The organism is Mycolicibacterium sediminis, assembly GCF_010731735.1.
GTDB classification, from domain to species: domain Bacteria; phylum Actinomycetota; class Actinomycetes; order Mycobacteriales; family Mycobacteriaceae; genus Mycobacterium; species Mycobacterium sediminis.
The window spans coordinates 954,906-973,802 of record NZ_AP022588.1; the positions used below are offsets into that span (position 1 = coordinate 954,906).

An 18,897-nucleotide genomic window follows, 5' to 3' on the forward strand; every position below is an offset into this window, starting at 1 on the left:
GTTGACTGGACCTCATGACCGACGACACCAACCAGAACACCGTCCTCGTCCTCGGCGCCACCGGAAAGACGGGCCGCCGCGTCGCCGCCCGCCTGCGCCTGCGCGGCACACCGGTCCGGGCCGCATCCCGAAAGAGTGCGACGCCGTTCGACTGGACCGAACCCGACACCTGGGACGCCGCCCTGCGCGGGGCCGACGCCGCCTACGTCGTCTCACCGGGGTGGTCCGGGCCGGTGCACGACTTCGTCGCCCGCGCCGAGGCTGCGGGTGTTCGGCGGCTGGTGCTGCTCTCCGGCCGCGGCGCGGACACGTGGGGCGACTCCACGTTCGGATTGGACATGCGCGACGCCGAGGACGCCGTCCGCGCCTCGCCGTTGGATTGGACAGTGCTGCGGCCCAACAACTTCGATCAGAACTTCAGCGAGGAACTGTTCCACGCCCCCGTCGTCGCCGGTGACCTGAGGCTGCCGGCGGGTGACGTCCCGGAGCCGTTCATCGACGTCGAGGACGTCGCCGACGTGGCTGCCGCGGTCCTCGCCGAACCGGGCATACACGCGGGCCGCACCTACGAGATGTCCGGCCCGCGCGGGATTCCCTTCGCCGAGGCGGTCGACCTGATCGCACGCGCGACCGGACGGGCCATCGCGTTCACTCGGATCTCCACCGAGGAGTACGTGACGGCACTGGTCGCGGACGGCATGCCCGAGGACGATGCCCACCACCTCGCCGACATGTACGCGCTGATGGAGCGCGGGAGCATCGCCGGGACGACCGACGGCGTCGACACCGTGCTCGGGCGGGCGCCCCGGACCTTCGAGGACTACGTCCTGCGCACCGCGGCCACCGGGGTGTGGGACCGATGAGTGCGCTCGAGCACGACCTCGACTTCCTGCGCCGTCCCCTGCACGGCTTCCTCACCATGGCCGCCGGGCCGACGCCCGCGCAACCGCGGCCGGTGTGGTTCGAGGCGACCGACTCCGGCACCGTCCAATTGTTCACCGCCCCGGACACTCTCAAGATCCGCCGCGCCCGGCGGGACCCCCGTGCGTCCCTGGTCGTCGCCGCTCCGGTGGGCGAGCGCGAGCGGTGGGTGTCGGTGGCCGGGCACGTCACGGTCGAGCCCGACGGCGGACGCGAGCTGGCTGCCCGCCTCGCCGCCCGGTACTGGGACCTCGACGATCCGGCCCGGGCCGACGACCTCGGCGCGATCCTCGCCGAGGATCAAGTGCGGCTGGTCATCCACCCGGACACGGTGAGTCGGTACGCCTACTGACCGTCTCCGTACGCGCCACCGTCGATGTCCTCGATCAGCGTGGGGCCAGTCGGCGTCCAGCCCAGGAGTTCCCGAGTCGCCGCATTACTCGCGGCCATGTCCATCGCGAAGAACCCGCCGATCCAGCCGAAGTGTTCGCCGACGCGGTCGGCGGGGATGGCCGCGACGGGCAGATCGAACGCCCGACCGATGGCCTCGGCGATCACCCGGCTGGGGACGCCCTCCTCGGCGACGGCGTGCAGCCGGGTACCGGCCGGCGCCTTCTCGAGACCGAGCACGACCATGCGCGCGGCATCGGCGACGTGCACCGCCGCCCAGCGGTTCCGACCATCGCCGGGGTAGCCCGACACGCCCCGGTCGCGGGCGATCTGGCACAGGGTGGCGACGAAGCCGTAGTCACCCGTGCCGTGCGTCGTCGGCGAGAAGCGCAGCGCCACCGATCCGACGCCACGGTCGGCGAAGTCGAGCAGCAGGTTCTCGGTGCCGCCGCGCGGCGAGTCAGGCCCGCGGAACGGTGAGGCGTCGTCCTCGGTCGCCGCACGTCCGTCGGTCAGGCCGGCAAGCCCCGACGCCAGCAGGAACGGCTTGCCGGTGTCGACGAGCGCGTCCCCGATGGCCTGTGCCGCCGCGCGTTCGGTGGCGTTGGTGCCCGCCATGTCCGCCCAGTCGTGCTTGTTCGCGAGGTGAATGACGCCGTCGGCCTCCTCGGCGCCGGCGCGGAGGGCATCCAGGTCGTCGAGGTCGCCGCGGCGGACTGCGGCTCCCTTGGCGTCGAGGGCGGCGGCGGATGCGTCGGAACGGGCGAGACCGGTGACGGCGTGGCCCGAGGCCAGGAGGTCGTCGACGACGGCGCTGCCGATCCAACCGGAGGCTCCGGTGATGAAGACGTGCATGGTGGTCCTTCCACAGCGATGTCAGTTGCTGACATCACGACCGTACACGCGAAGTCAGTCACTGTCATCACTAGACTTCGACTCGTGGTCAGGTGGGTACCGGGAACGCCAGAGCGGCTGCAAGACGCCGCGCTCGAACTGTTCGCCGCCCGCGGCTACGAACAGACGACCGCCACCGAGATCGCCGCGGCCGTCGGCCTCACCGAGCGCACGTTCTTCCGGCACTTCAGCGACAAGCGCGAGGTGCTCTTCCACGGCCAGCAGACGTTGACCGACGCCTTCCTGGCCGGCCTGGACGACGCCCCTCCCGACGCCGCGCCGATCGAGTTCGCGGTCAGCGCGCTGCGGTCGTCGTCGGCCTTCTTCGACGACGCGCGTCGCTCGCACTCCCGGCTGCGCCAGTCCGTCATCGACGACAACCCCGCACTCCGCGAGCGCGAGGCCCTCAAGCTCGTCGGCCTGGGGCGAGCGCTCGGCGATGCGCTCCGCGATCGCGGTGTCGACGGCATGGCGGCCGAGGTGGCGGCCCAGATCGCCGTGATGGCCTTCGGCATCGCGTTCGCCCAGTGGATCGCCGATGGCGAGGAGCGGTCGTTCGAGGACATCGCCCTAGCCGTCGTCCGAGAAGTCGGCGCGGTGGCGAGGCACCTCGACTGACGGACGGCGCCCAATTGACGCGCCGGAAAAACGGGTAGTCGAAGACTATGACGGTCATCGGCTTCCACTGTTCGCACGAACAGATCACCCCGGCCCAACTGCTCCGCGACGTCCAGCACGCCGAACGCGCGGGCTTCACGGCAGGCATGTCATCCGACCACTTCAGCCCGTGGAGCGTCCGCCAGGGCGAGTCGGGCTTCGCGTGGGCCTTCCTGGGCGCGGCGCTCGCCACGACGTCGCTGCCGTTCGGCGTCGTCAACGCCCCGGGGCAGCGCTACCACCCGGCGATCATCGCGCAGGCGATCGCCACGCTGGCGCAGATGTTCCCCGGCCGCATCTGGGCGGCCCTCGGATCGGGCGAGGCCTCCAACGAGCGCGTCACCGGCGAGGTGTGGCCCCGCAAGGAGGTGCGCGACCAGCGTCTCGTCGAGTGCGTCGACGTGATCCGGCGGCTGCTCCACGGCGAGGAGGTGAACCACGACGGCCTGGTACAGGTCAACCGCGCCAAGCTGTGGACGCTGCCCGACGCGGTGCCCGACCTGGTGGGCCCGGCCGTCACGCCGGCCACAGCCGGCCGGCATGCGACCTGGGCCGACGGCCTGATCACCGTCAATCAGGCCCCGGACGTGCTGCGGAGCGTGCTCGATACCTACCGCGACGCGGGCGGCCGCGGACCCGCCCGGCTCCAGGTGCACCTCAGCTGGGCGCCCGACGAGGACACCGCGGAGGCCATCGCCCACGATCAGTGGCGTGGGAACGTCTTCCCGCCCCCGGTCTGCTGGGACACCGAGTCCGTCGAGGCGTTCGACGCGATCGGCCAGGACGTGACGGTCGACCAGGTCAGGAAGTCGGTGAACGTCTCGAGCGACCTCGGCCGGCACGCGGCATGGCTGGCCGAGTACGTCGAGCAGGGGTGGGACGAGCTGTACCTGCACTTCGTCGGTCAGGAGCAGGCCGCGTTCATCGACGCGTTCGGCGAGCACGTCCTGCCGCAGCTGTCGGTCACCGCACCCGAGCTGGTGACCGCGTGAGGCGCGCCGACACCGGTGACCTCTGGTGGAAGAACGCCGTCTTCTACTGCGCGGACATCGAGACGTTCTGCGACTCGAACGGCGATGGCACCGGGGACATCCGGGGCATGACCGACCGCATCGAGTACCTCGGTGACCTCGGGGTGACCTGCCTCTGGCTGATGCCGTTCTACCCGACGGCCCGCAAGGACGACGGCTATGACATCACCGACTTCTTCGGCGTCGACCCCCGCCTCGGGACGCTCGGCGACTTCGTCGAGCTGGTGCGCACGGCACGGTCCAACGGCATCCGCGTCATCGTCGACTTCGTCATGAACCACACCTCCGACGCACACCCCTGGTTCAAGTCGGCGCGCCGCAGCGTCGACGACCCCTACCGTGACTACTACGTGTGGAGTCCCACCGAGCCGCCGTCGAGCCCCTCGGACGTCGTCTTCCCCGACCAGGAGGACCGCATCTGGGAACTCGATCCGAAGACGAACGAGTGGTACCTGCACCACTTCTACAAGCACCAGCCCGACCTCAACATCGCCAATCCACAGGTGCGCGAGGAGATCTCGCGGACACTCGGCTTCTGGCTGGAGCTTGGCGTGTCCGGGTTCCGCGTCGACGCCGTACCGTTCCTGTTCGCCAAGGATCCGGTGCCCGGCAACCCCGGGTTCGACCCGTTCGAATACCTCTGCGACGTGCGGAACTTCGTCAACCGCCGCACCGGGGACGCCGTCCTGCTCGGCGAGGTGAACGTTCCCTACAAGGACCAGAAGGCGTTCTTCGGCGGCCCCGACGGGGACGGACTCAACATGCAGTTCGACTTCATCGGGATGCAGCAGATCTACCTGTCGATGGCCCGCGGCGACGCCCGGCCGATCGCCAAGGCGCTGCGGCAGCGGCCGACACTCGACATCACCAGCCAGTGGGCCAACTTCCTGCGAAACCACGACGAACTGACCCTCGACAAGCTCACCGACGCCGAACGCCAGGAGGTCTTCGACGCCTTCGGTCCCGAACCCGACATGCAACTCTATGGCAGGGGGCTGCGCCGGCGGCTGCCCTCGATGCTCGGTGGCGACGAGCGACGGTTGAAGATGGCCTATTCGCTGGCCTTCTCGCTGCCGGGCACGCCGGTCCTGTTCTACGGCGAGGAGATCGGGATGGCCGAGAACCCGGACATTCCGGGCAGACTCGCGGTCCGCTCACCGATGCAGTGGACCGGGGGCACGAACGGCGGCTTCTCGACGGCGGCCAAGCGGCGGCTCACCCGCCCGCTCACCGACGGCCTGTACGGCCCCGAGCGGGTCAACGCCGCCGATCAGCGGCGCGACCACTCGTCGTTCTGGTGGTTCATGCGCGATCTCGTCTACACCTATCGCAGTCAGCCGGAGATCGGCTGGTCAGAGATCGAGATCCTCAAACAGCCGAACCGGGCGGTGCTGGCGCACGTCTGCCGCGAGGAGTCGGGCTGGAAGATGCTGGCGCTGCACAACTTCGGCGCCGAAGCGGCGCGGGTCACCGTGAGCCTCGGCGACGTCGAGTCGGGGTCGACGCTCGTCGACCTGCTCGATGGTCTGACGGAGACGGAGATCGGTCCGAGCGTCGAACTCGACCTCGAGCCGTACGGCTACCGGTGGCTGCGGGTGCTCAGCCCCCGGGAGGCACCGATCATCTGAGGTACGACGAATGGGGCGCGTACCCGGTGCCGGGTACACGCCCCATTCAAAGGATGCCGAGGGTCAGCGGATCGCGCGGCGCACGCGGATGGCGGCGCTGACGATCAGGGCGATGACGGCGCCGACGACGGCCGCGCCGAGCAGCGAAACGCCCTGCGCCAGATCGAAGTTCCAGCCGATGAAGTTGATGGTGGTGTGCACGGTGTTCTGCAGCGCGAAGATCGCCAGTGCGATGACGAGCACGAGCGCGACGATCAGGCCGAGCTTGGTGGCGAAGCCACCGCTGCGACGGGTGGGTGTGCGATCCACGGTGGGAGTGGTCATGTCGTTCTCCTTGACGGTCGTTCGATGAATGGGGTGTGCGCGGTCAGCGCTTGCTCTGCTGCTTCTGGGCGCGACGCTCGCGGAGCTTGCGCTTGCCGTAGCCCCAGGTGAATCTGCCGAGTCCCTCGAAGAGACGGCTGGCGATGCCTCGGTCCTTGCTCACGAGATGTGTCCTACTTTCTGGCGCGACAAACCCGTCGATCCCGCGGGATCGACGGGCTGTCGAGGTGCGGAGGTTGGTGGCCGGTGGCCGAGTTACTTGAAGGTGTCCTTGATGTTCTCGCCGACCTTCTTCACGCCGGAGACGCCCTGGTCCTTCTTGCCTTCGGCTTCGAGATCCTTGTTGTCGGTGACGTCACCGATGACCTCCTTGGCCTTGCCGACGACGTCCTCGGCTGCGTTCTTGGCCTTGTCGATGAAGCTCATGATGGTTCCTCTCGGAGTGCGGATGTTCTGATTGGGTAGACGAGCGCCGCCTGCAGATCCGCACGCCCGGGCGGGGTGATCTGCGGCACACCGCTTCCGGGCACTCGACGAAACTCCCCTTTCGGAGACGCCTACTCGCACTTTCCCGCCACAGCGCAACTCTCGTGGGCGAGGCTCAGCGCGGCACGTCCGGCGGGGTGATGCTTCGCGGCGGCAGGCCCAGCGTCCGCACGTGCTCGGCGATCGCGCCCAGGTTGGTCACCCAGACGTCGTCGTGGTCGAGGACGTAGCGCATCAGGTCGTCGAGTTCGGCGGCGCGCGAGGGCCGGCCGGTCAGAAACGGGTGGTTGGTCAGCACCCAGCAGCCACCGACGCGGCGCAGCCCGTCGAACTCCAGCTGCCACAGTTCGCGTGCCTTGCGCGGACTTTCGATGAGTCCGCTGCCGGACACGTCGGGCAGGAAGCAGTACTGCTCCCAATCGTCGAGCGCCCACTGGATCGGGATCTCGACGATCGAGCGGTCCGCGCCCGGCGTGATCGCCAGCTCGTAGGGATGGTCGGCGTCCATCAGGCTGGAGTCGTACAGGAAGTCGCGCTCGGCCAGCAGCGCCGGCGTGCGCCACGACAGGTCCCACATCGGCGCCCGGTAACCCACCGGCCGCACCCCGGCCACGTCGGCCAGCGCGGCCAGACCGCGGTCGAGCGCGTCGATCTCCTGCTCGAGGGTCAATGCGGTCGGCTGCTCGTGCAGGTATCCGTGGTGGGCGATCTCGTGGCCGGCGGCGACGATGCTGCGGATCGCCTCGGGGTAGCGGTCGGCGGTGTGGCCGGGCACGAAGAAGGTCGACGCGATCTGGTGTCGTTCCAGCAGGTCCAGGATGCGCGGGATCCCGACGAGCGGCCCGTACGCCTGGTGGCTCATCACGCTCATGCGCGCACCGACGGTCTCCAGCGTGCCCGACGGGCCCCACAGCACCGCGGACTCCGCGTCGACGTCGAACGTGAACGCCGCGGCGGCGGTCTTGCCCTCGGGCCAACGCAATTCGGTCACGAGTCGGCCATCAGGGTGATGAGTTCGTAGGCGATGTTGGCCCCGGCGACGGCGGTGACCTCGGCCTGGTCGTAGGCCGGTGCGACCTCGACGACGTCCGCGCCGACGATGGTCAGCTCGCGCATCGCGCGCAGCACCGCCACCAGTTCGCGGCTCGTCATGCCGCCGATCTCGGGTGTCCCCGTCCCCGGCGCGAACGCCGGGTCCAGGACGTCGATGTCGATGGACACGTACACCGGATGGTCGCCGACCCGCTCCAGCACGCGCTCGATCACGCCGTCGACGCCGATGCGGTCGATGTCGCGGCAGTGCACCACGGTGAACCCGAGTTCGGCGTCCTCGAGGAGGTCGGCCCGGTCGTACAGCGAGCCGCGGATGCCGACGTGCGCCGAACGGTCCTTCACCAGGAGGTTCTGCTCCGACGCCCGCCGGAACGGCGTGCCGTGCGTGCAGGGGGCGCCGAAGTAGGTGTCCCACGTGTCGAGGTGAGCGTCGAAGTGCACCAGCGCCACCGGCCCGTGCACGGCGTTGATCGCCTGCAGCGCAGGCAGTGCGATGGTGTGGTCGCCGCCCAGCAGCACGACGCGCTGCTCGGGTCGGGTCAGCAGTCCCAGAACGCCCGCGCGGATCTCGTCCACGGCGGCGTCGATGTCGAACGGGTTGGCGGCGATGTCCCCCGCGTCGACGACCTGCTTCGTCGCGAACGGCGCCACGTCCAGCGCCGGGTGGTACGGCTTCAGCAGTCGCGACGCCTGCCGGATCGCCGACGGCCCGAAGCGTGCACCCGGCCGGTAGGTCACCCCGCTGTCGAACGGCACGCCCGCGACGGCGATGTCGTAGTCGTCGACCTCGTGGCGCAGCGGGAGCCGCGCGAACGTCCCGATGCCCGCATACCGCGGCACCGCGCGGGCGTCCACCTGACCCACGATGCCGGTCTCGCTCCGAACGTACGGCTGATGCACGTCTGATCCCTTCCTCATGCCCTCGTCCGCGTGGACCCGCCGTTGCACGAGATCACCTGGCCGACGACGGCCTCCATCTCGAAGTCGGCGAGCAGTTCGACCGCCGCCGAGACCTCGTCTGCGATGCCTATGCGGCCCAACGGAATCGACGACGCGTAGCTGCGGTGCATATCGGCCAGGTCGACGCCCGCGGCATCGGCGTCCACCTGGAGCTGCGGGGTGTCGGTGACGCCGGGCGCCACCGCGTTGACGATCACGTGTTCGTGCGCCAGTTCGCGGCCCAGCGTCTTCACCAGTGAGATCAGTCCGGCCTTCGAGGCGGTATAGGCCGTCGCACCGGGCCACCCGGTGACACCCCACTCGCTGGAGATCACCACGATGCGGCCCGCCCCGACAGCGCGCATGTGCGGCAGCACCGCCTGCACGAGGAAGAACGTGCCACCGAGGTTGGTGTCGACCACCTTCCACCAGTCCGCGTCGTCGTGCTCGGCCAGCGTGGCCATGGTCATGTAAGCGTGGTTCGCCACCAGGACGTCGAGGCGGCCCGCGGCGCGCGCGACGTCGTCGGCGATGCGGCGGCACGCGGCGGGATCGGAGACGTCGCCCGCGGCGGTCAGCCCGCCGATCTCCTCGGCGAGTGCGGTGAGTTCCGGGCCGTCCCGAACGTCGTTGACCGCCACCGTCGCTCCGGCGGCGGCCAGCCGTCGGGCGTGCGCGGCACCCATGCCCCGTGCGGCCCCGGTGACCAGTGCCACCCGGCCGGTCAGGTTCGTGCTCATATGACGGCTCCGGAGTTGACGTTGACGACGTCGCCGACGCTGAACGTCGCGTCGCACACCAGGTATTCGACGCACCGCGCCACCTCCTGCGGGGTGGTCAGCCGGCGCAGGGGCAGCGTGGAGAGGTAGTCCGTTGCGCGCCAGGGTGAGTCGGCGGCCAGCAGCGGGGTGTCCGTCGGTCCGGGTGCCACGCAGTTGACCCGCACGCCGTCGCCGGCGACCTCCGCGGCGAGGCTGCGCACCAGGCCGAGGATCGCGCCCTTCGCCGCGGCGTAGTGCACGTCGTCCCCTCCCCCGCCGATCGCCAGTTCGCTGGCCACGGCGACGAGTGCACCACGCGTCGCCGTCAGGTCGGGCAACGTCGCACGGGCGACGTTCACCAGCCCGCCGAGGTGGACCCGCAGCATCCGGCGCCACGCGTCGACGCCGATGTCCGACACCGGCGCCATCTCGTAGTAGCCCGCCGACGTCACGACCGCGGCGATCGGCCCGAGCGCGTCCCGCACCTCGGCCACCCCGTCGGCGACGGCGGCCGCGTCCGAGACATCCACGGCCACGGTGTGTTCGGCGGCCGGCGCCGAGCCGCGGAGGTCCAGGCAGCCGACGGCGAACCCGCGGGCGGTCAGCGCGTCCACCACGGCGGCGCCGATGCCGCTGGCGCCGCCGGTGACGAGCGCGACCGGACGGTCACTCACCGGCGTGGGCCCGGTCGTCGGCCAGCTCGTCGCGCGCCTCCATGTCGTCGACGACGGACGTGCCGACGATCTTCGAGCGCACGCTCGCCAGGACGATCGCCCCGAGCACGCCCAGCACGGCGACGCCGATCCACACCGACCAGTCCAGGTAGCGCTGGTCGAAGGCGACACGCGGCCAGGCGATGTTGAGGAACTGCAGCGCCGCCCACACCACGGCGATCACCGCGACGGGCACCGTGGCACGGCCGAGTGTGAACCGGCCGGGCGTCCACCCGCGGCGCAGCAGCACCACCAGGAACCCGATGAGCGGGAACAGGAATGCCAGGTAGAAGCCGCCCGCGGTGAAGTTGACCATCAGCGAGTAGACGTCGCCGGCGACGATGCTCAGCAGGAACAGGCCCGCCCCGATCACCGTGGTCACCAGGATGGCCGTCACCGGGATGCGCGCCTTGCCGCGCAGACGGACCAGCGTGGCCGACGCGGGTAGGGCGCCGTCGCGGGCGTACGCCCAGATGACGCGCGACGCGGAGGTCTGCAGCGCGAGGAAGCTCGCCAGGAAGCCGATGACGAAGAGCAGCTCGACGGGCTTGGCGATGCCGGCGCCGAGTGCGGTGGTGAGGGTGTCGTAGACCGGGTCGGACACCGTGCCGTCGGCCACCGCGCCGAGATCGGGGATGGCGAGGATGATCGCCAGCGCGGAGTAGGCGACCACCACGAAGATGAAGCTGATCGAGAACAGCACCGCCTTGGGCAGGTCGCGGCGCGGCTCGTGGACCTCCTCGGCGATGGACCCCGCGGACTCGAAGCCCACGAACGACCAGCCGATGAACGCGACGGCCAGCATGAAGGGCCCGGTCAGGTAGGCGAGCGTGTCGGTGTCGGCGCCGCCGCCCTCGAACAGGACCGACAGCGAATTCTGCCGGTGGAACAGCAGCAGCCAGGTGCCGAGCACGATCGATCCGATCACCTCGGCGATGATGCTGCCGACCATGAAGACCTTGAGCGCGCCGCGGCCGACGAGGTTGACCCCGGTGCCCGCCAGCAGGATCACGACCGCGATCAGCGCCAGCGTGCCACCCGACGCGTCCTCGATCCCCACGATGTTGGCCATGAAGCCCGCTGCGCCGAGGGCGACGGTCGCCATCGCGATCACCAGCGTCCACATGTACCCCCACCCGGCGAACCAGCCGTAGGTGGTGCCGAGCAGGCGACGCGACCACTGGTAGATCGATCCCTCGAGCGGCCAGCGCGACACCAGCGTCGCGAACACCAGTGCCACCAGAAACTGACCGGCGAACACCAGCAGGAAGCCCCACCAGAAGCTGGGTCCCGCCGCGGTCAGGGCCAGGCCGAAGATGCCGTACAGCGCGACGATCGGTGAGATGAACGCGAAGGCGAACGCGAACGCCGACCACAGCGAGAACTCCCGCCGCAGCAGGTGTGACTGGTCTGCGGGGCCCGTGGATGACGCCATGTGCTGCTCCCACTCGTAGGTGCCGTGTCAAGGGAACGATCCCCCCAGGTCAGCCCGTGCGCCAGATGATCCGTCGAACACGCAGACATCGCACCGGCCGGCACGCTGACGTTGGAGGATCGCACAACGCCGAAGCCCGGTCGTGTGACGACGGCGTTACGCTCGTCCAATGACAGCGGACGTGTCGGCGGCACCCACGCTGCGCGACCTCCTGCAGGTGGGGCTCACCGTTCCCGACGGCGCCGCCGCGAACCTCGACCGGTCTGTCAGCTGGGCCCACATCACCGAGATGCGCGACCCGTCGCGGTACCTGCGGGGCGGCGAGGTGGTGTGCACGGTGGGCATCAGCCTGCAGACGCCGCAGGACTGCCGGACGTTCGCCGACGCGCTGGCCGCGGCGGGCGCGGCGGGGGTGTGCTTCGGCATCGGTGACGGGCACGACGCGGTGCCGCCCGCCCTGCTCGAGCGGTGCGGCCGGCTCGACCTGCCGGTGCTGATCGCGTCGCCGAGCGTGCCATTCGCGCGGGTGAGCCGCTTCGTCGCCGAGTACGAGCTGGGGGCGGAGATCGCGGTTGCCCGGGCCACCAATGCCCTGGTGCCGGAACTGCTCTCGGCGCTGCGGCGGCACGCGTCCGCGCGCGAACTCCTCGACACCGCGGGCCGGTTGCTCAACTGCTACTTCCTGCTCGGCACCACGGACGTCGACGAATCGGCGGTGTCCGTCGACGTGCCCGGCGTCGGGACCCTGGGGTGGGTGGGCAGCGGCGATCAGCCGGAGCCGCCGCTGCTCGACCTGATCGCCCGTTTCGTCCGCGCCACCCAGGCGCAGCAGGACGTCGAGGCGGCGCTCGCCCGGGAACGCGTCGGCCAGCTGCTCTCGCTGGTGGAGCGGCGCATGCTGCTGCCGGACGCGCTGAGCCAGCTGTTGGACTGGCCGGGTTTCGCGGCCGGGACGCTGACGTGTTCGGCGTGGCCGGCGGGTGCGGGTGCGCTGCTGTCGATGGCGATCCCCGCAGCGCTCGTCGGTGACGCACCGGACCTGTGCCTGATGCTGACGACCGATCCGCTCGACGCGAGCGACGAGTTGTCCTTGCCGTCAGGACATTCCGCGTCGGTGCCGCTGACCGAGATCGGCTCCGCGATCGGTCAGGCGCGCATCGCGCTGGACCTGGCCCGGCGCCGCGGCCGACGTGTCGGGCCCGAGCACCTCAGCACTCTCGACAGCCTGCTCGAGCAACTTCCGCTCGCCCAGCTGGCGCCGTTCCGCCAGCAACTGATCGACCCGCTCACGGAGGTGGATCGGCGCCGCGGCACTCAGCACGTGCTGACCCTGCGGGCGTTCCTCGCCGCCAACGGGTCACTGAGCGAGACGTCGCGGAACCTCTACCTCCACACGAACACGGTGCGCCACCGGCTCGGGCGGATCACCGAGATAACCGGCAGGGATCCGCTGAATCACGCTGACCTGACGGCATTCTCGATCGGACTACAGGCGACGGATCGGGCATCTGACGCCTAGCGCCGGGCCCGTTCAGGAGTTCCGTTCGATGTAGGCGTCGGCGTCCCTGTCGCGGTTGTCGATGCCCATGGTGGTCTCGTGGGCGGCGTTGAACTGCAGCCACTTCATGCCCAGTTCGTGCCGGAGTTCCAGCGATGCGCTCTTGATGAAGTCCGGCATGGCTTCGCGCTCCTCTTCGTCGAGGTGCTCGCCGTTCTCCTTGCGCGCCGCGAAGACCGCCTTGAACCACTCTTCGCTGCCGGGTTCGTGCTTGCGCGACTCACGCACCGCGTCGCGGATCGCGTTGTGGTCGGTGATGGCGTCCTCGGTCTCGTCCTCCGGATCGCCCTCGGGATTTCCGGGATCGTCGCTGCCGCCGTGCTTCAGCAGCGCCGGGTAGAACACCGTCTCCTCGGCCTGTGCATGCGCGTCGAGCCGATCGCTCAGCGCGTTCCAGATCGCCGTCAACTCGTCGGTCGTCTTCGCGTCGTCCAGGCGGAAGAACTGACGACGCAGCCAGTCGTGGTCGGCGTAGACGAGGTCGATGATGTCAGCCATGCCGGGGGATTCACCGCAAAGCGGCATGTCAAACCGGGTGCGGAGTGCGAATCTCCGCCGTGGTGTCAGCAGTCGAGGTTGGTGATGGCGCTGGTGACGATGTCCATGGCCACCGAGGGGCTCAGGCCCCATTGGTGATCGATGACGTCGCTGGCATCGGCGGCCGGCACGCCGGTGTTCACGACCGCGCAAGCCTTGTGCCCAGCGGCCAGCAGTTGCTGCGGCGTCATGAACGCGTACCGCTCCTCGAGACCGTGCAGGAACTGCTCGTTGTCCGCCGCAGCAGGCGCCGCCTGCGCCAGCGAGGCCGCCGTGCCGAGCGCGATGGCACCGAGCGTGACGCCGATTTTGCTGACGACGCGTCGGCGGTCGAACATATGATGAGTTGCGGACACGAGCGGGACCCCCGATGGCGATAGCTGTCAACGATGTTGCGGCAGAACCGATGAGACTCGACTTCCCGCGTTACCTCGATATTAACGCTCGCTTCAGCGGACGGGCGCCACGGAATTCGTTGCCTTGAAGCCTCGGCGCGGCGAGGACCGTACGGGTGGAACGAGGACGACGACGCGTCCGCACTGACGACTCGACGTTCGCTCGTCGCAGATGCACGGCCCTGCAATCCGTTTCGCGAGTCATCATTCGATCCCGGCCCACACCGCAGGACGACGACAACGGGCTCGCCCACCACCAGTGCTCACGACATCATGCGCCGCCCCCGATCATGTTGTGAGAAGGCCGCAGATTTCAGCCGGCAGTGACGTGGATCACGCCGCTAGGTCGACCGTGTGGGTCGAACTCCAATCGCCGTTGCCGCGCAACGCCATTCGGCGATCCCGCACGCGACCGTCTCGTTCCTCCTACGTGATCGTGCGGCTGAGGGTCGTCGTTCGGACGAATCAGCGGTCTGACCGCGACCATGACGCGCATCTCCGCGTAGCCGGCCACCCGCCGACTGCACGCTTGTTGAACGCATCGCCCGAGAGGGGTCGTCAACAAGCGTGCGCTCGGCGTCAGCGGCGGCGCGCCCGCAGGAGTCGGACGGCGTAGACGACCGCGCTGGCCAGGAACATGGCCGCGGTGAGCCACAGCCACCGCCCGAGGAACGGCTCCTGCGTCTGACCGGTGGCGGTGACGTAGGCGGGGGCGCCCTGCTCGATGATGCCGGGGAGGAACACCAGCAGCGTCAAACCCGCACCCAGCGCGGGCGCCCGGACGTAGTTCAGGAGCGGCACCCGCGGACCGGCACCAGTCTCGCGGCGAGAGCGCGTGACGCCCACCAGCAGCCGATCGACCACCGCGTACACCGGGAACAGCACCAGGTCGTGGAGGATGATGGCCGCCGCGAACCAGACCGCGATCGACTGCCACCACACCTTCGGGTTCCACAGCGCCGTCACTCCGATCGTGGCGATCACCGAGCAGAACAGCGCGATACCCGCGATCAGGACGAGCAGGTGCAGCGGGTGTGACCCGTAGATCGTTCGGAAGCGAGCGGCCGCGGTGCTCACGTCGTGCCCGCCTCGAAGGCGATGGCGGCGACCCACTTGGTGTTGTGCACCCCGGGTAGCGCCGGAACGATGATGCGGGCGGGAAACCCGTGGTCGGGCGACAGGTCGACCCCGTTGACCCGCAACGCCAGCAGCGCGTCCGGATGGGCGACCTGGTTGGCCTGCAGCGTCGCCCGGCTGAACGCGCCACCGCGTTCCAGCGACGACACCCGCGCCGACAGCGGGTTCGGCACGCCGGCGAGTCGGGCGAGTTCGCGCAGCGGGACGCCGGTCCACGTCTCGGTGGTCGACCACCCCTCGACGCACGCGATCGGTAGCACGGCGGTGTGCTGCGGCATGGCGCTCAGCGCGGCGCGGTCCAGCACCACCGGCGTGGGCCCGCCGCCAAGCGTCAGTCGCCAGGCGTCGCCGGTGGTCTTCGGGTCGATGCGTGCCGCGAAGGCCGTGCGATTCACCTGGAAGTCGTTGGGTCCGTCACCGCGAGTTCGACCGCGCGGCAACAGGAGTGCGGAGTGGCGGGTCCACCCGCCGAGGGTCTGCCCGGCGGTCAGCACCGCGATCAGCACCGTGCCGCCGCCGACCAGGGCGAGGGCGCCGCGCCTGCTGACCGTGGCAGGCGCCGGGTCCTCGCTCACCAGGCCGTCGGGCTCGTAGGGGTCGGGTCGGGTGTCGGCGACGCTGGTGCGCATGACTTCCCGCATGGAGCGCGACCGCAGGCCCTGCCACATCCGCGGCAGCTTGATCGCGACGTGGACGACGAATCCCGCGATGAAGACCCACGCCCCGAAGTAGTGCGCCGTGTAGAAGCTGAACCCGAAGATGTAGTCGTACTGGATGTTCAGTACGCCGGTGACGATCTCGAACAGGATTCCGCCGACCAGCATCAGCAGCGACACGCGCTCGATCACCTGGGCGATGGAACGCGACGGCGGCCACGCGAACAGCCGCGGGATCACCGACCAGAGCTTGGCCAGGACCAGCGGGATGAGGATGAGGCCGAGGCCGACGTGCAGGCCCTGGTTGAGCCGGTACAGCCACGACGGATCGGTGGGCCAGTCGAACGTCGGCAGTTTGAGGAAGCCGACGTCCCCGGGTATGGCCTGACCGAACTGTGGGCCGTACGCGATGTACGACAGCAGCCCGGTGACGATGACGATCGGCAGCGTCACCAGGAGGACGGACCCGAACACCGACGTCAGCCAGAGACCTCGCAGCGGGCTGCGCCACCGCTGGATCCGGGTGACCCCCGGCGGGCGGTGCCGGTCCAGGCCCCGCCACAGCGCGACGGGGAAACCGTATCCGCGGTCGTCGGACGGGGGTTCCGCCACGGTGTCGGTGGAGTCCTCGGCCCGATCGGGATCCGTCACGATTCGCGTACCTTCCCGTTGGCCACCGTCCACGTGCGGTCCAGCCGGACGTTCTGCAGCATGCGCCGGTCGTGGGTCACCAGCAGCAGGGCGCCGTCATAGGTGTCGAGTGCCTGTTCGAGTTGCTCGATCGCGGGGAGGTCGAGGTGGTTGGTCGGCTCGTCGAGGACCAGCACGTTGGTGCCGCGGGCCTGCAGCAGCGCCAGTCCGGCGCGCGTCCGCTCGCCGGGTGAGAGTTCGTCGACCGTGCGCTCGACGTGGTCGGCCCGCAATCCGAACTTGGCGAGCAGGGTCCGCACGTCGGCGGTCGTCCACGTCGGCACGTACCCCTCGAAGCGGTCGACGAGGGGAGCAGCACCGGTGAAATCCGCACGCGCCTGGTCGATCTCGCCGATCGCGACGTTGGCGCCGAGACTGGCGCGGCCCTCGTCAGGACGCTGCCGGCCCAGGAGCAGCCGCAGTAGCGTCGACTTGCCTGCGCCGTTGGGTCCGGTGATCCCGATCCGCTCGCCGGCATCGACTTGGAGCGACACCGGCCCGAGGACGAAGTCGCCCTGTCGTACGACCGCGTCGTCGAGTGTCGCGACGACCGCACTCGACCGTGGCGCGGCGCCGATGGTGAACTCGAGCGTCCACTCCTTGCGCGGCTCGACGACCTCCTCCATCCGCGCGATCCGGCTCTCCATCTGCCGCACCTTCTGTGCCTGCTTCTCACTCGACTCGGTCGCGGCCCGGCGCCGGTTCTTGTCGTTGTCCGGAGCCTTGCGCATGGCGTTGCGGACGCCCTGGCTCGACCACTCGCGTTGCGTCCGCGCGCGCGCGACGAGGTCGGCCTTCTTGTCGGCGAACTCGTCGTACTGTTCCCGCCGGTGCCGGCGCGCGACGTCCCGCTCCTCCAGGTAGCTCTCGTAGCCGCCGCCGAACACGGTGGTGGTGTTCTGCGCGAGGTCCAACTCGAGAACACGAGTCACGCAGCGCGCCAGGAACTCTCGGTCGTGGCTCACCAGCACCACCCCGCCGCGCAGCTCGCGGACGAACTGCTCCAGCCGGGCGAGTCCGTCGAGGTCGAGGTCGTTGGTCGGCTCGTCGAGCAGGACCACGTCGAAGCGCGACAGCACCAGCGCCGCCAGCCCGACCCGCGCCGCCTGCCCGCCCGACAGGGCCGTCATCGGTGTGGTGTCCGGCCGCAGCAGCTGGGTGTCGAGGCCGAGGTCGGCCAGCACCGCGGGCAGGCGCTCGTCGAGGTCCGCCGCACCGGTCGCGAGCCAGTGGTCCAGCGCCGCGGAGTAGACCGCCGCCGGATCGACACCCGGTGCCGCGCCGTCCGGGTCGCCCAGCGTGGCGGCCGCCGCGTCCATGGCGGCGGTCGCCGCGGCGCAGCCGGTGCGCCGCGCGACGTAGCCGGCCACCGACTCGCCGGGCACGCGCTCGTGTTCCTGCGGCAGCCAGCCCACGAAGGCGTCGGCCGGCGCCAGGCTGACCACGCCGTCGAGCGGCGGCAGGTCACCGGCGAGGATGCGCAGCAGCGTGCTCTTGCCCGCGCCGTTGGCGCCCACCACCCCGACCACGTCGCCCGGCGCGACCGTCAGGTCGACGCCCTCGAACAGGGTGCGGTGGGCGAACCCACCGGCCACGTCCTTCGCGACGAGCGTTGCGGTCATGGTGTCCATCGTCGCACCACCGGCCGGCTGACGACGGCTCCGGACCGGTCAGCCCTCCGACACGGCGACCACGACCTTGTCGCCACGGCGCTCGGCTGCCGACGCGAACGCCTTCGCGGCGTCGGAGAGCGGATGCCGCTCGGTGACGAGCGCATCGAGGTCCACCCCGCTCGTCGCCATCTCGATCGCCCGCGGGTAGGTGTCGTTCATCCGACGCACCATCGCGAACGTCAGGCCCTTCCGGCGCGCCGCCGCTGCCGGGAAGGACGAGGCGTCCTCCGACGGGATGCCGCCCAGTGCGATGCGACCGCCCGGCCGAACGGCGCCGACCGCCGTGGCGATGGCCGGGTCGGTGCCCGCGAGTTCGACGGCGACGTCGACACCGCGTCCACCGGTGGCGTCCAGCACCGCGGCGGCCCCGTCGTCGGCGGACCACGCGGCGTCCGCCCCACACCGCAGCGCCGTGGCTCGACGGTGGGCCAGCGGTTCCACGACGAACACGCGGCGCGCCCCCGAACGTCGAGCCACCTGCACGGCGAGCGCACCGATCGGACCGGCGCCCACCACCAGGACGTCAGCACCCGCCCTCAGGTGCGCGACACCGACTGCGTGGATGGCGACGCCGAGGGGCTCCAGCAGCGCGCCGGCATCGTCGCTGAGATCGTCGGGAAGTGGATGCAGCAGGTGGTCCGGCCACACGAGGCGTTCACGCAACCCACCGTCGACGGTGCCGTGACCCGCGAACTCCACGGTCGGGCAGAGGTTGTGGTAGCCCGCACCGCACGACTCGCAGTGGTCACACGGGATCGCCGGATCGACCGCGACTCGTCGACCCGCGTAGGGACCGGTGACGGCCACCGCCGCGAACTCGTGTCCGGGCACGACGGGACGGTCGATCCGGTTCTCGCCGATGCCACCGTCGGTGAACCAGTGCAGGTCCGATCCGCAGATCCCGACCGACGTCACCGCGAGCAGCGACCATCCGGGCCGCGGATCGTCGGGTCCGCGCTCGACGACGACTCGCACGTCACCGACTGCGTGCAGTCGCGCGGCGAGCATCCGGTTCGCGT

20 protein-coding genes are annotated in these 18,897 nt (G+C 70.2%); 6 read left to right on the forward strand and 14 right to left on the reverse strand.

The window, feature by feature from the left end:
* Positions 1-14: 14 nt before the first annotated feature.
* On the forward strand, positions 15-863 hold the full coding sequence (locus tag G6N64_RS04710) for an NAD(P)H-binding protein (RefSeq protein WP_163795826.1): 849 nt from the start codon (positions 15-17) through the stop codon (positions 861-863).
* Positions 860-1,273 carry a pyridoxamine 5'-phosphate oxidase family protein gene (locus G6N64_RS04715; protein WP_163795827.1) on the forward strand — a complete coding sequence of 138 codons (414 nt, stop codon included), beginning with the start codon at positions 860-862 and terminating at the stop codon, positions 1,271-1,273. The genes G6N64_RS04710 and G6N64_RS04715 overlap by 4 nt, the downstream gene beginning before the upstream one ends.
* On the opposite strand, the gene G6N64_RS04720 is transcribed toward G6N64_RS04715, so the two are convergent.
* Positions 1,267-2,166: an SDR family oxidoreductase gene (locus G6N64_RS04720; protein WP_163795828.1), complete on the reverse strand. Its 900-nt coding sequence runs from the start codon at positions 2,164-2,166 to the stop codon at positions 1,267-1,269. The genes G6N64_RS04715 and G6N64_RS04720 overlap by 7 nt on opposite strands.
* Positions 2,167-2,250: 84 nt before the next feature.
* Here G6N64_RS04720 and G6N64_RS04725 point away from each other — a divergent pair, with 84 nt between their 5' ends.
* Genes G6N64_RS04725 through G6N64_RS04735 form a run of 3 tightly spaced genes read left to right on the forward strand, consistent with a single transcriptional unit; the run spans position 2,251 to position 5,521 of the window.
* The gene (locus G6N64_RS04725) at positions 2,251-2,823 is read left to right on the forward strand and encodes a TetR/AcrR family transcriptional regulator (protein ID WP_163795829.1); all 573 of its coding nucleotides are present in this window, start codon (positions 2,251-2,253) and stop codon (positions 2,821-2,823) included.
* Positions 2,824-2,870: 47 nt separating this feature from the next.
* The gene (locus G6N64_RS04730; protein WP_163795830.1) at positions 2,871-3,854 is read left to right on the forward strand and encodes a TIGR03885 family FMN-dependent LLM class oxidoreductase; all 984 of its coding nucleotides are present in this window, start codon (positions 2,871-2,873) and stop codon (positions 3,852-3,854) included.
* Positions 3,851-5,521, forward strand: a complete 1,671-nt coding sequence (locus G6N64_RS04735; protein ID WP_163795831.1) for an alpha-amylase family protein — start codon at positions 3,851-3,853, stop codon at positions 5,519-5,521. The genes G6N64_RS04730 and G6N64_RS04735 overlap by 4 nt, the downstream gene beginning before the upstream one ends.
* Before the next feature lie 63 nt (positions 5,522-5,584).
* Here the strand turns inward: G6N64_RS04735 and G6N64_RS04740 are convergent, their stop codons facing one another.
* The 7 genes from G6N64_RS04740 to G6N64_RS04770 all read right to left on the reverse strand — a co-directional run bounded on the left by G6N64_RS04740 (position 5,585) and on the right by G6N64_RS04770 (position 11,232).
* Positions 5,585-5,845, reverse strand: a complete 261-nt coding sequence (locus G6N64_RS04740; protein WP_163795832.1) for a LapA family protein — start codon at positions 5,843-5,845, stop codon at positions 5,585-5,587.
* 255 nt (positions 5,846-6,100) lie between these two features.
* Complete coding sequence (locus G6N64_RS04745; RefSeq protein WP_163795833.1) at positions 6,101-6,271, reverse strand: CsbD family protein; 171 nt, start codon at positions 6,269-6,271, stop codon at positions 6,101-6,103.
* 175 nt (positions 6,272-6,446) lie between these two features.
* Positions 6,447-7,322, reverse strand: a complete 876-nt coding sequence (locus G6N64_RS04750) for a polysaccharide deacetylase family protein (protein ID WP_163795834.1) — start codon at positions 7,320-7,322, stop codon at positions 6,447-6,449.
* Complete coding sequence (gene speB, locus G6N64_RS04755; RefSeq protein WP_163795835.1) at positions 7,319-8,302, reverse strand: agmatinase; 984 nt, start codon at positions 8,300-8,302, stop codon at positions 7,319-7,321. The genes G6N64_RS04750 and speB overlap by 4 nt, the downstream gene beginning before the upstream one ends.
* On the reverse strand, positions 8,299-9,063 hold the full coding sequence (locus tag G6N64_RS04760) for an SDR family NAD(P)-dependent oxidoreductase (RefSeq protein WP_163795836.1): 765 nt from the start codon (positions 9,061-9,063) through the stop codon (positions 8,299-8,301). Before G6N64_RS04760 ends, speB begins: the two co-directional genes overlap by 4 nt.
* Complete coding sequence (locus tag G6N64_RS04765) at positions 9,060-9,758, reverse strand: SDR family NAD(P)-dependent oxidoreductase (protein ID WP_163795837.1); 699 nt, start codon at positions 9,756-9,758, stop codon at positions 9,060-9,062. The genes G6N64_RS04760 and G6N64_RS04765 overlap by 4 nt, the downstream gene beginning before the upstream one ends.
* The gene (locus G6N64_RS04770; protein WP_163795838.1) at positions 9,751-11,232 is read right to left on the reverse strand and encodes an APC family permease; all 1,482 of its coding nucleotides are present in this window, start codon (positions 11,230-11,232) and stop codon (positions 9,751-9,753) included. Before G6N64_RS04770 ends, G6N64_RS04765 begins: the two co-directional genes overlap by 8 nt.
* 169 nt (positions 11,233-11,401) lie before the next feature.
* Between G6N64_RS04770 and G6N64_RS04775 the strand changes: the two genes are divergently transcribed.
* Complete coding sequence (locus tag G6N64_RS04775) at positions 11,402-12,751, forward strand: helix-turn-helix domain-containing protein (RefSeq protein WP_163795839.1); 1,350 nt, start codon at positions 11,402-11,404, stop codon at positions 12,749-12,751.
* A gap of 12 nt (positions 12,752-12,763) precedes the next feature.
* Here G6N64_RS04775 and G6N64_RS04780 read toward each other — a convergent pair whose 3' ends face one another.
* From G6N64_RS04780 to G6N64_RS04805, 6 genes are all read right to left on the reverse strand, one after another.
* Positions 12,764-13,288: a hemerythrin domain-containing protein gene (locus tag G6N64_RS04780; protein ID WP_163795840.1), complete on the reverse strand. Its 525-nt coding sequence runs from the start codon at positions 13,286-13,288 to the stop codon at positions 12,764-12,766.
* Positions 13,289-13,353: 65 nt separating this feature from the next.
* Positions 13,354-13,665: a DUF732 domain-containing protein gene (locus G6N64_RS04785; RefSeq protein ID WP_163795841.1), complete on the reverse strand. Its 312-nt coding sequence runs from the start codon at positions 13,663-13,665 to the stop codon at positions 13,354-13,356.
* 636 nt (positions 13,666-14,301) lie between these two features.
* On the reverse strand, positions 14,302-14,799 hold the full coding sequence (locus tag G6N64_RS04790) for a hypothetical protein (protein WP_163795842.1): 498 nt from the start codon (positions 14,797-14,799) through the stop codon (positions 14,302-14,304).
* Positions 14,796-16,166 (reverse strand): molybdopterin-dependent oxidoreductase, encoded by a 1,371-nt coding sequence (locus tag G6N64_RS04795; protein WP_409370715.1) that lies wholly within the window; start codon positions 16,164-16,166, stop codon positions 14,796-14,798. Before G6N64_RS04795 ends, G6N64_RS04790 begins: the two co-directional genes overlap by 4 nt.
* Positions 16,163-17,827, reverse strand: a complete 1,665-nt coding sequence (locus tag G6N64_RS04800) for an ABC-F family ATP-binding cassette domain-containing protein (protein WP_163795843.1) — start codon at positions 17,825-17,827, stop codon at positions 16,163-16,165. Before G6N64_RS04800 ends, G6N64_RS04795 begins: the two co-directional genes overlap by 4 nt.
* Positions 17,828-17,875: 48 nt before the next feature.
* Complete coding sequence (locus tag G6N64_RS04805) at positions 17,876-18,886, reverse strand: zinc-dependent alcohol dehydrogenase (RefSeq protein ID WP_163795844.1); 1,011 nt, start codon at positions 18,884-18,886, stop codon at positions 17,876-17,878.
* Between the last annotated feature and the right edge of the window lie 11 nt (positions 18,887-18,897).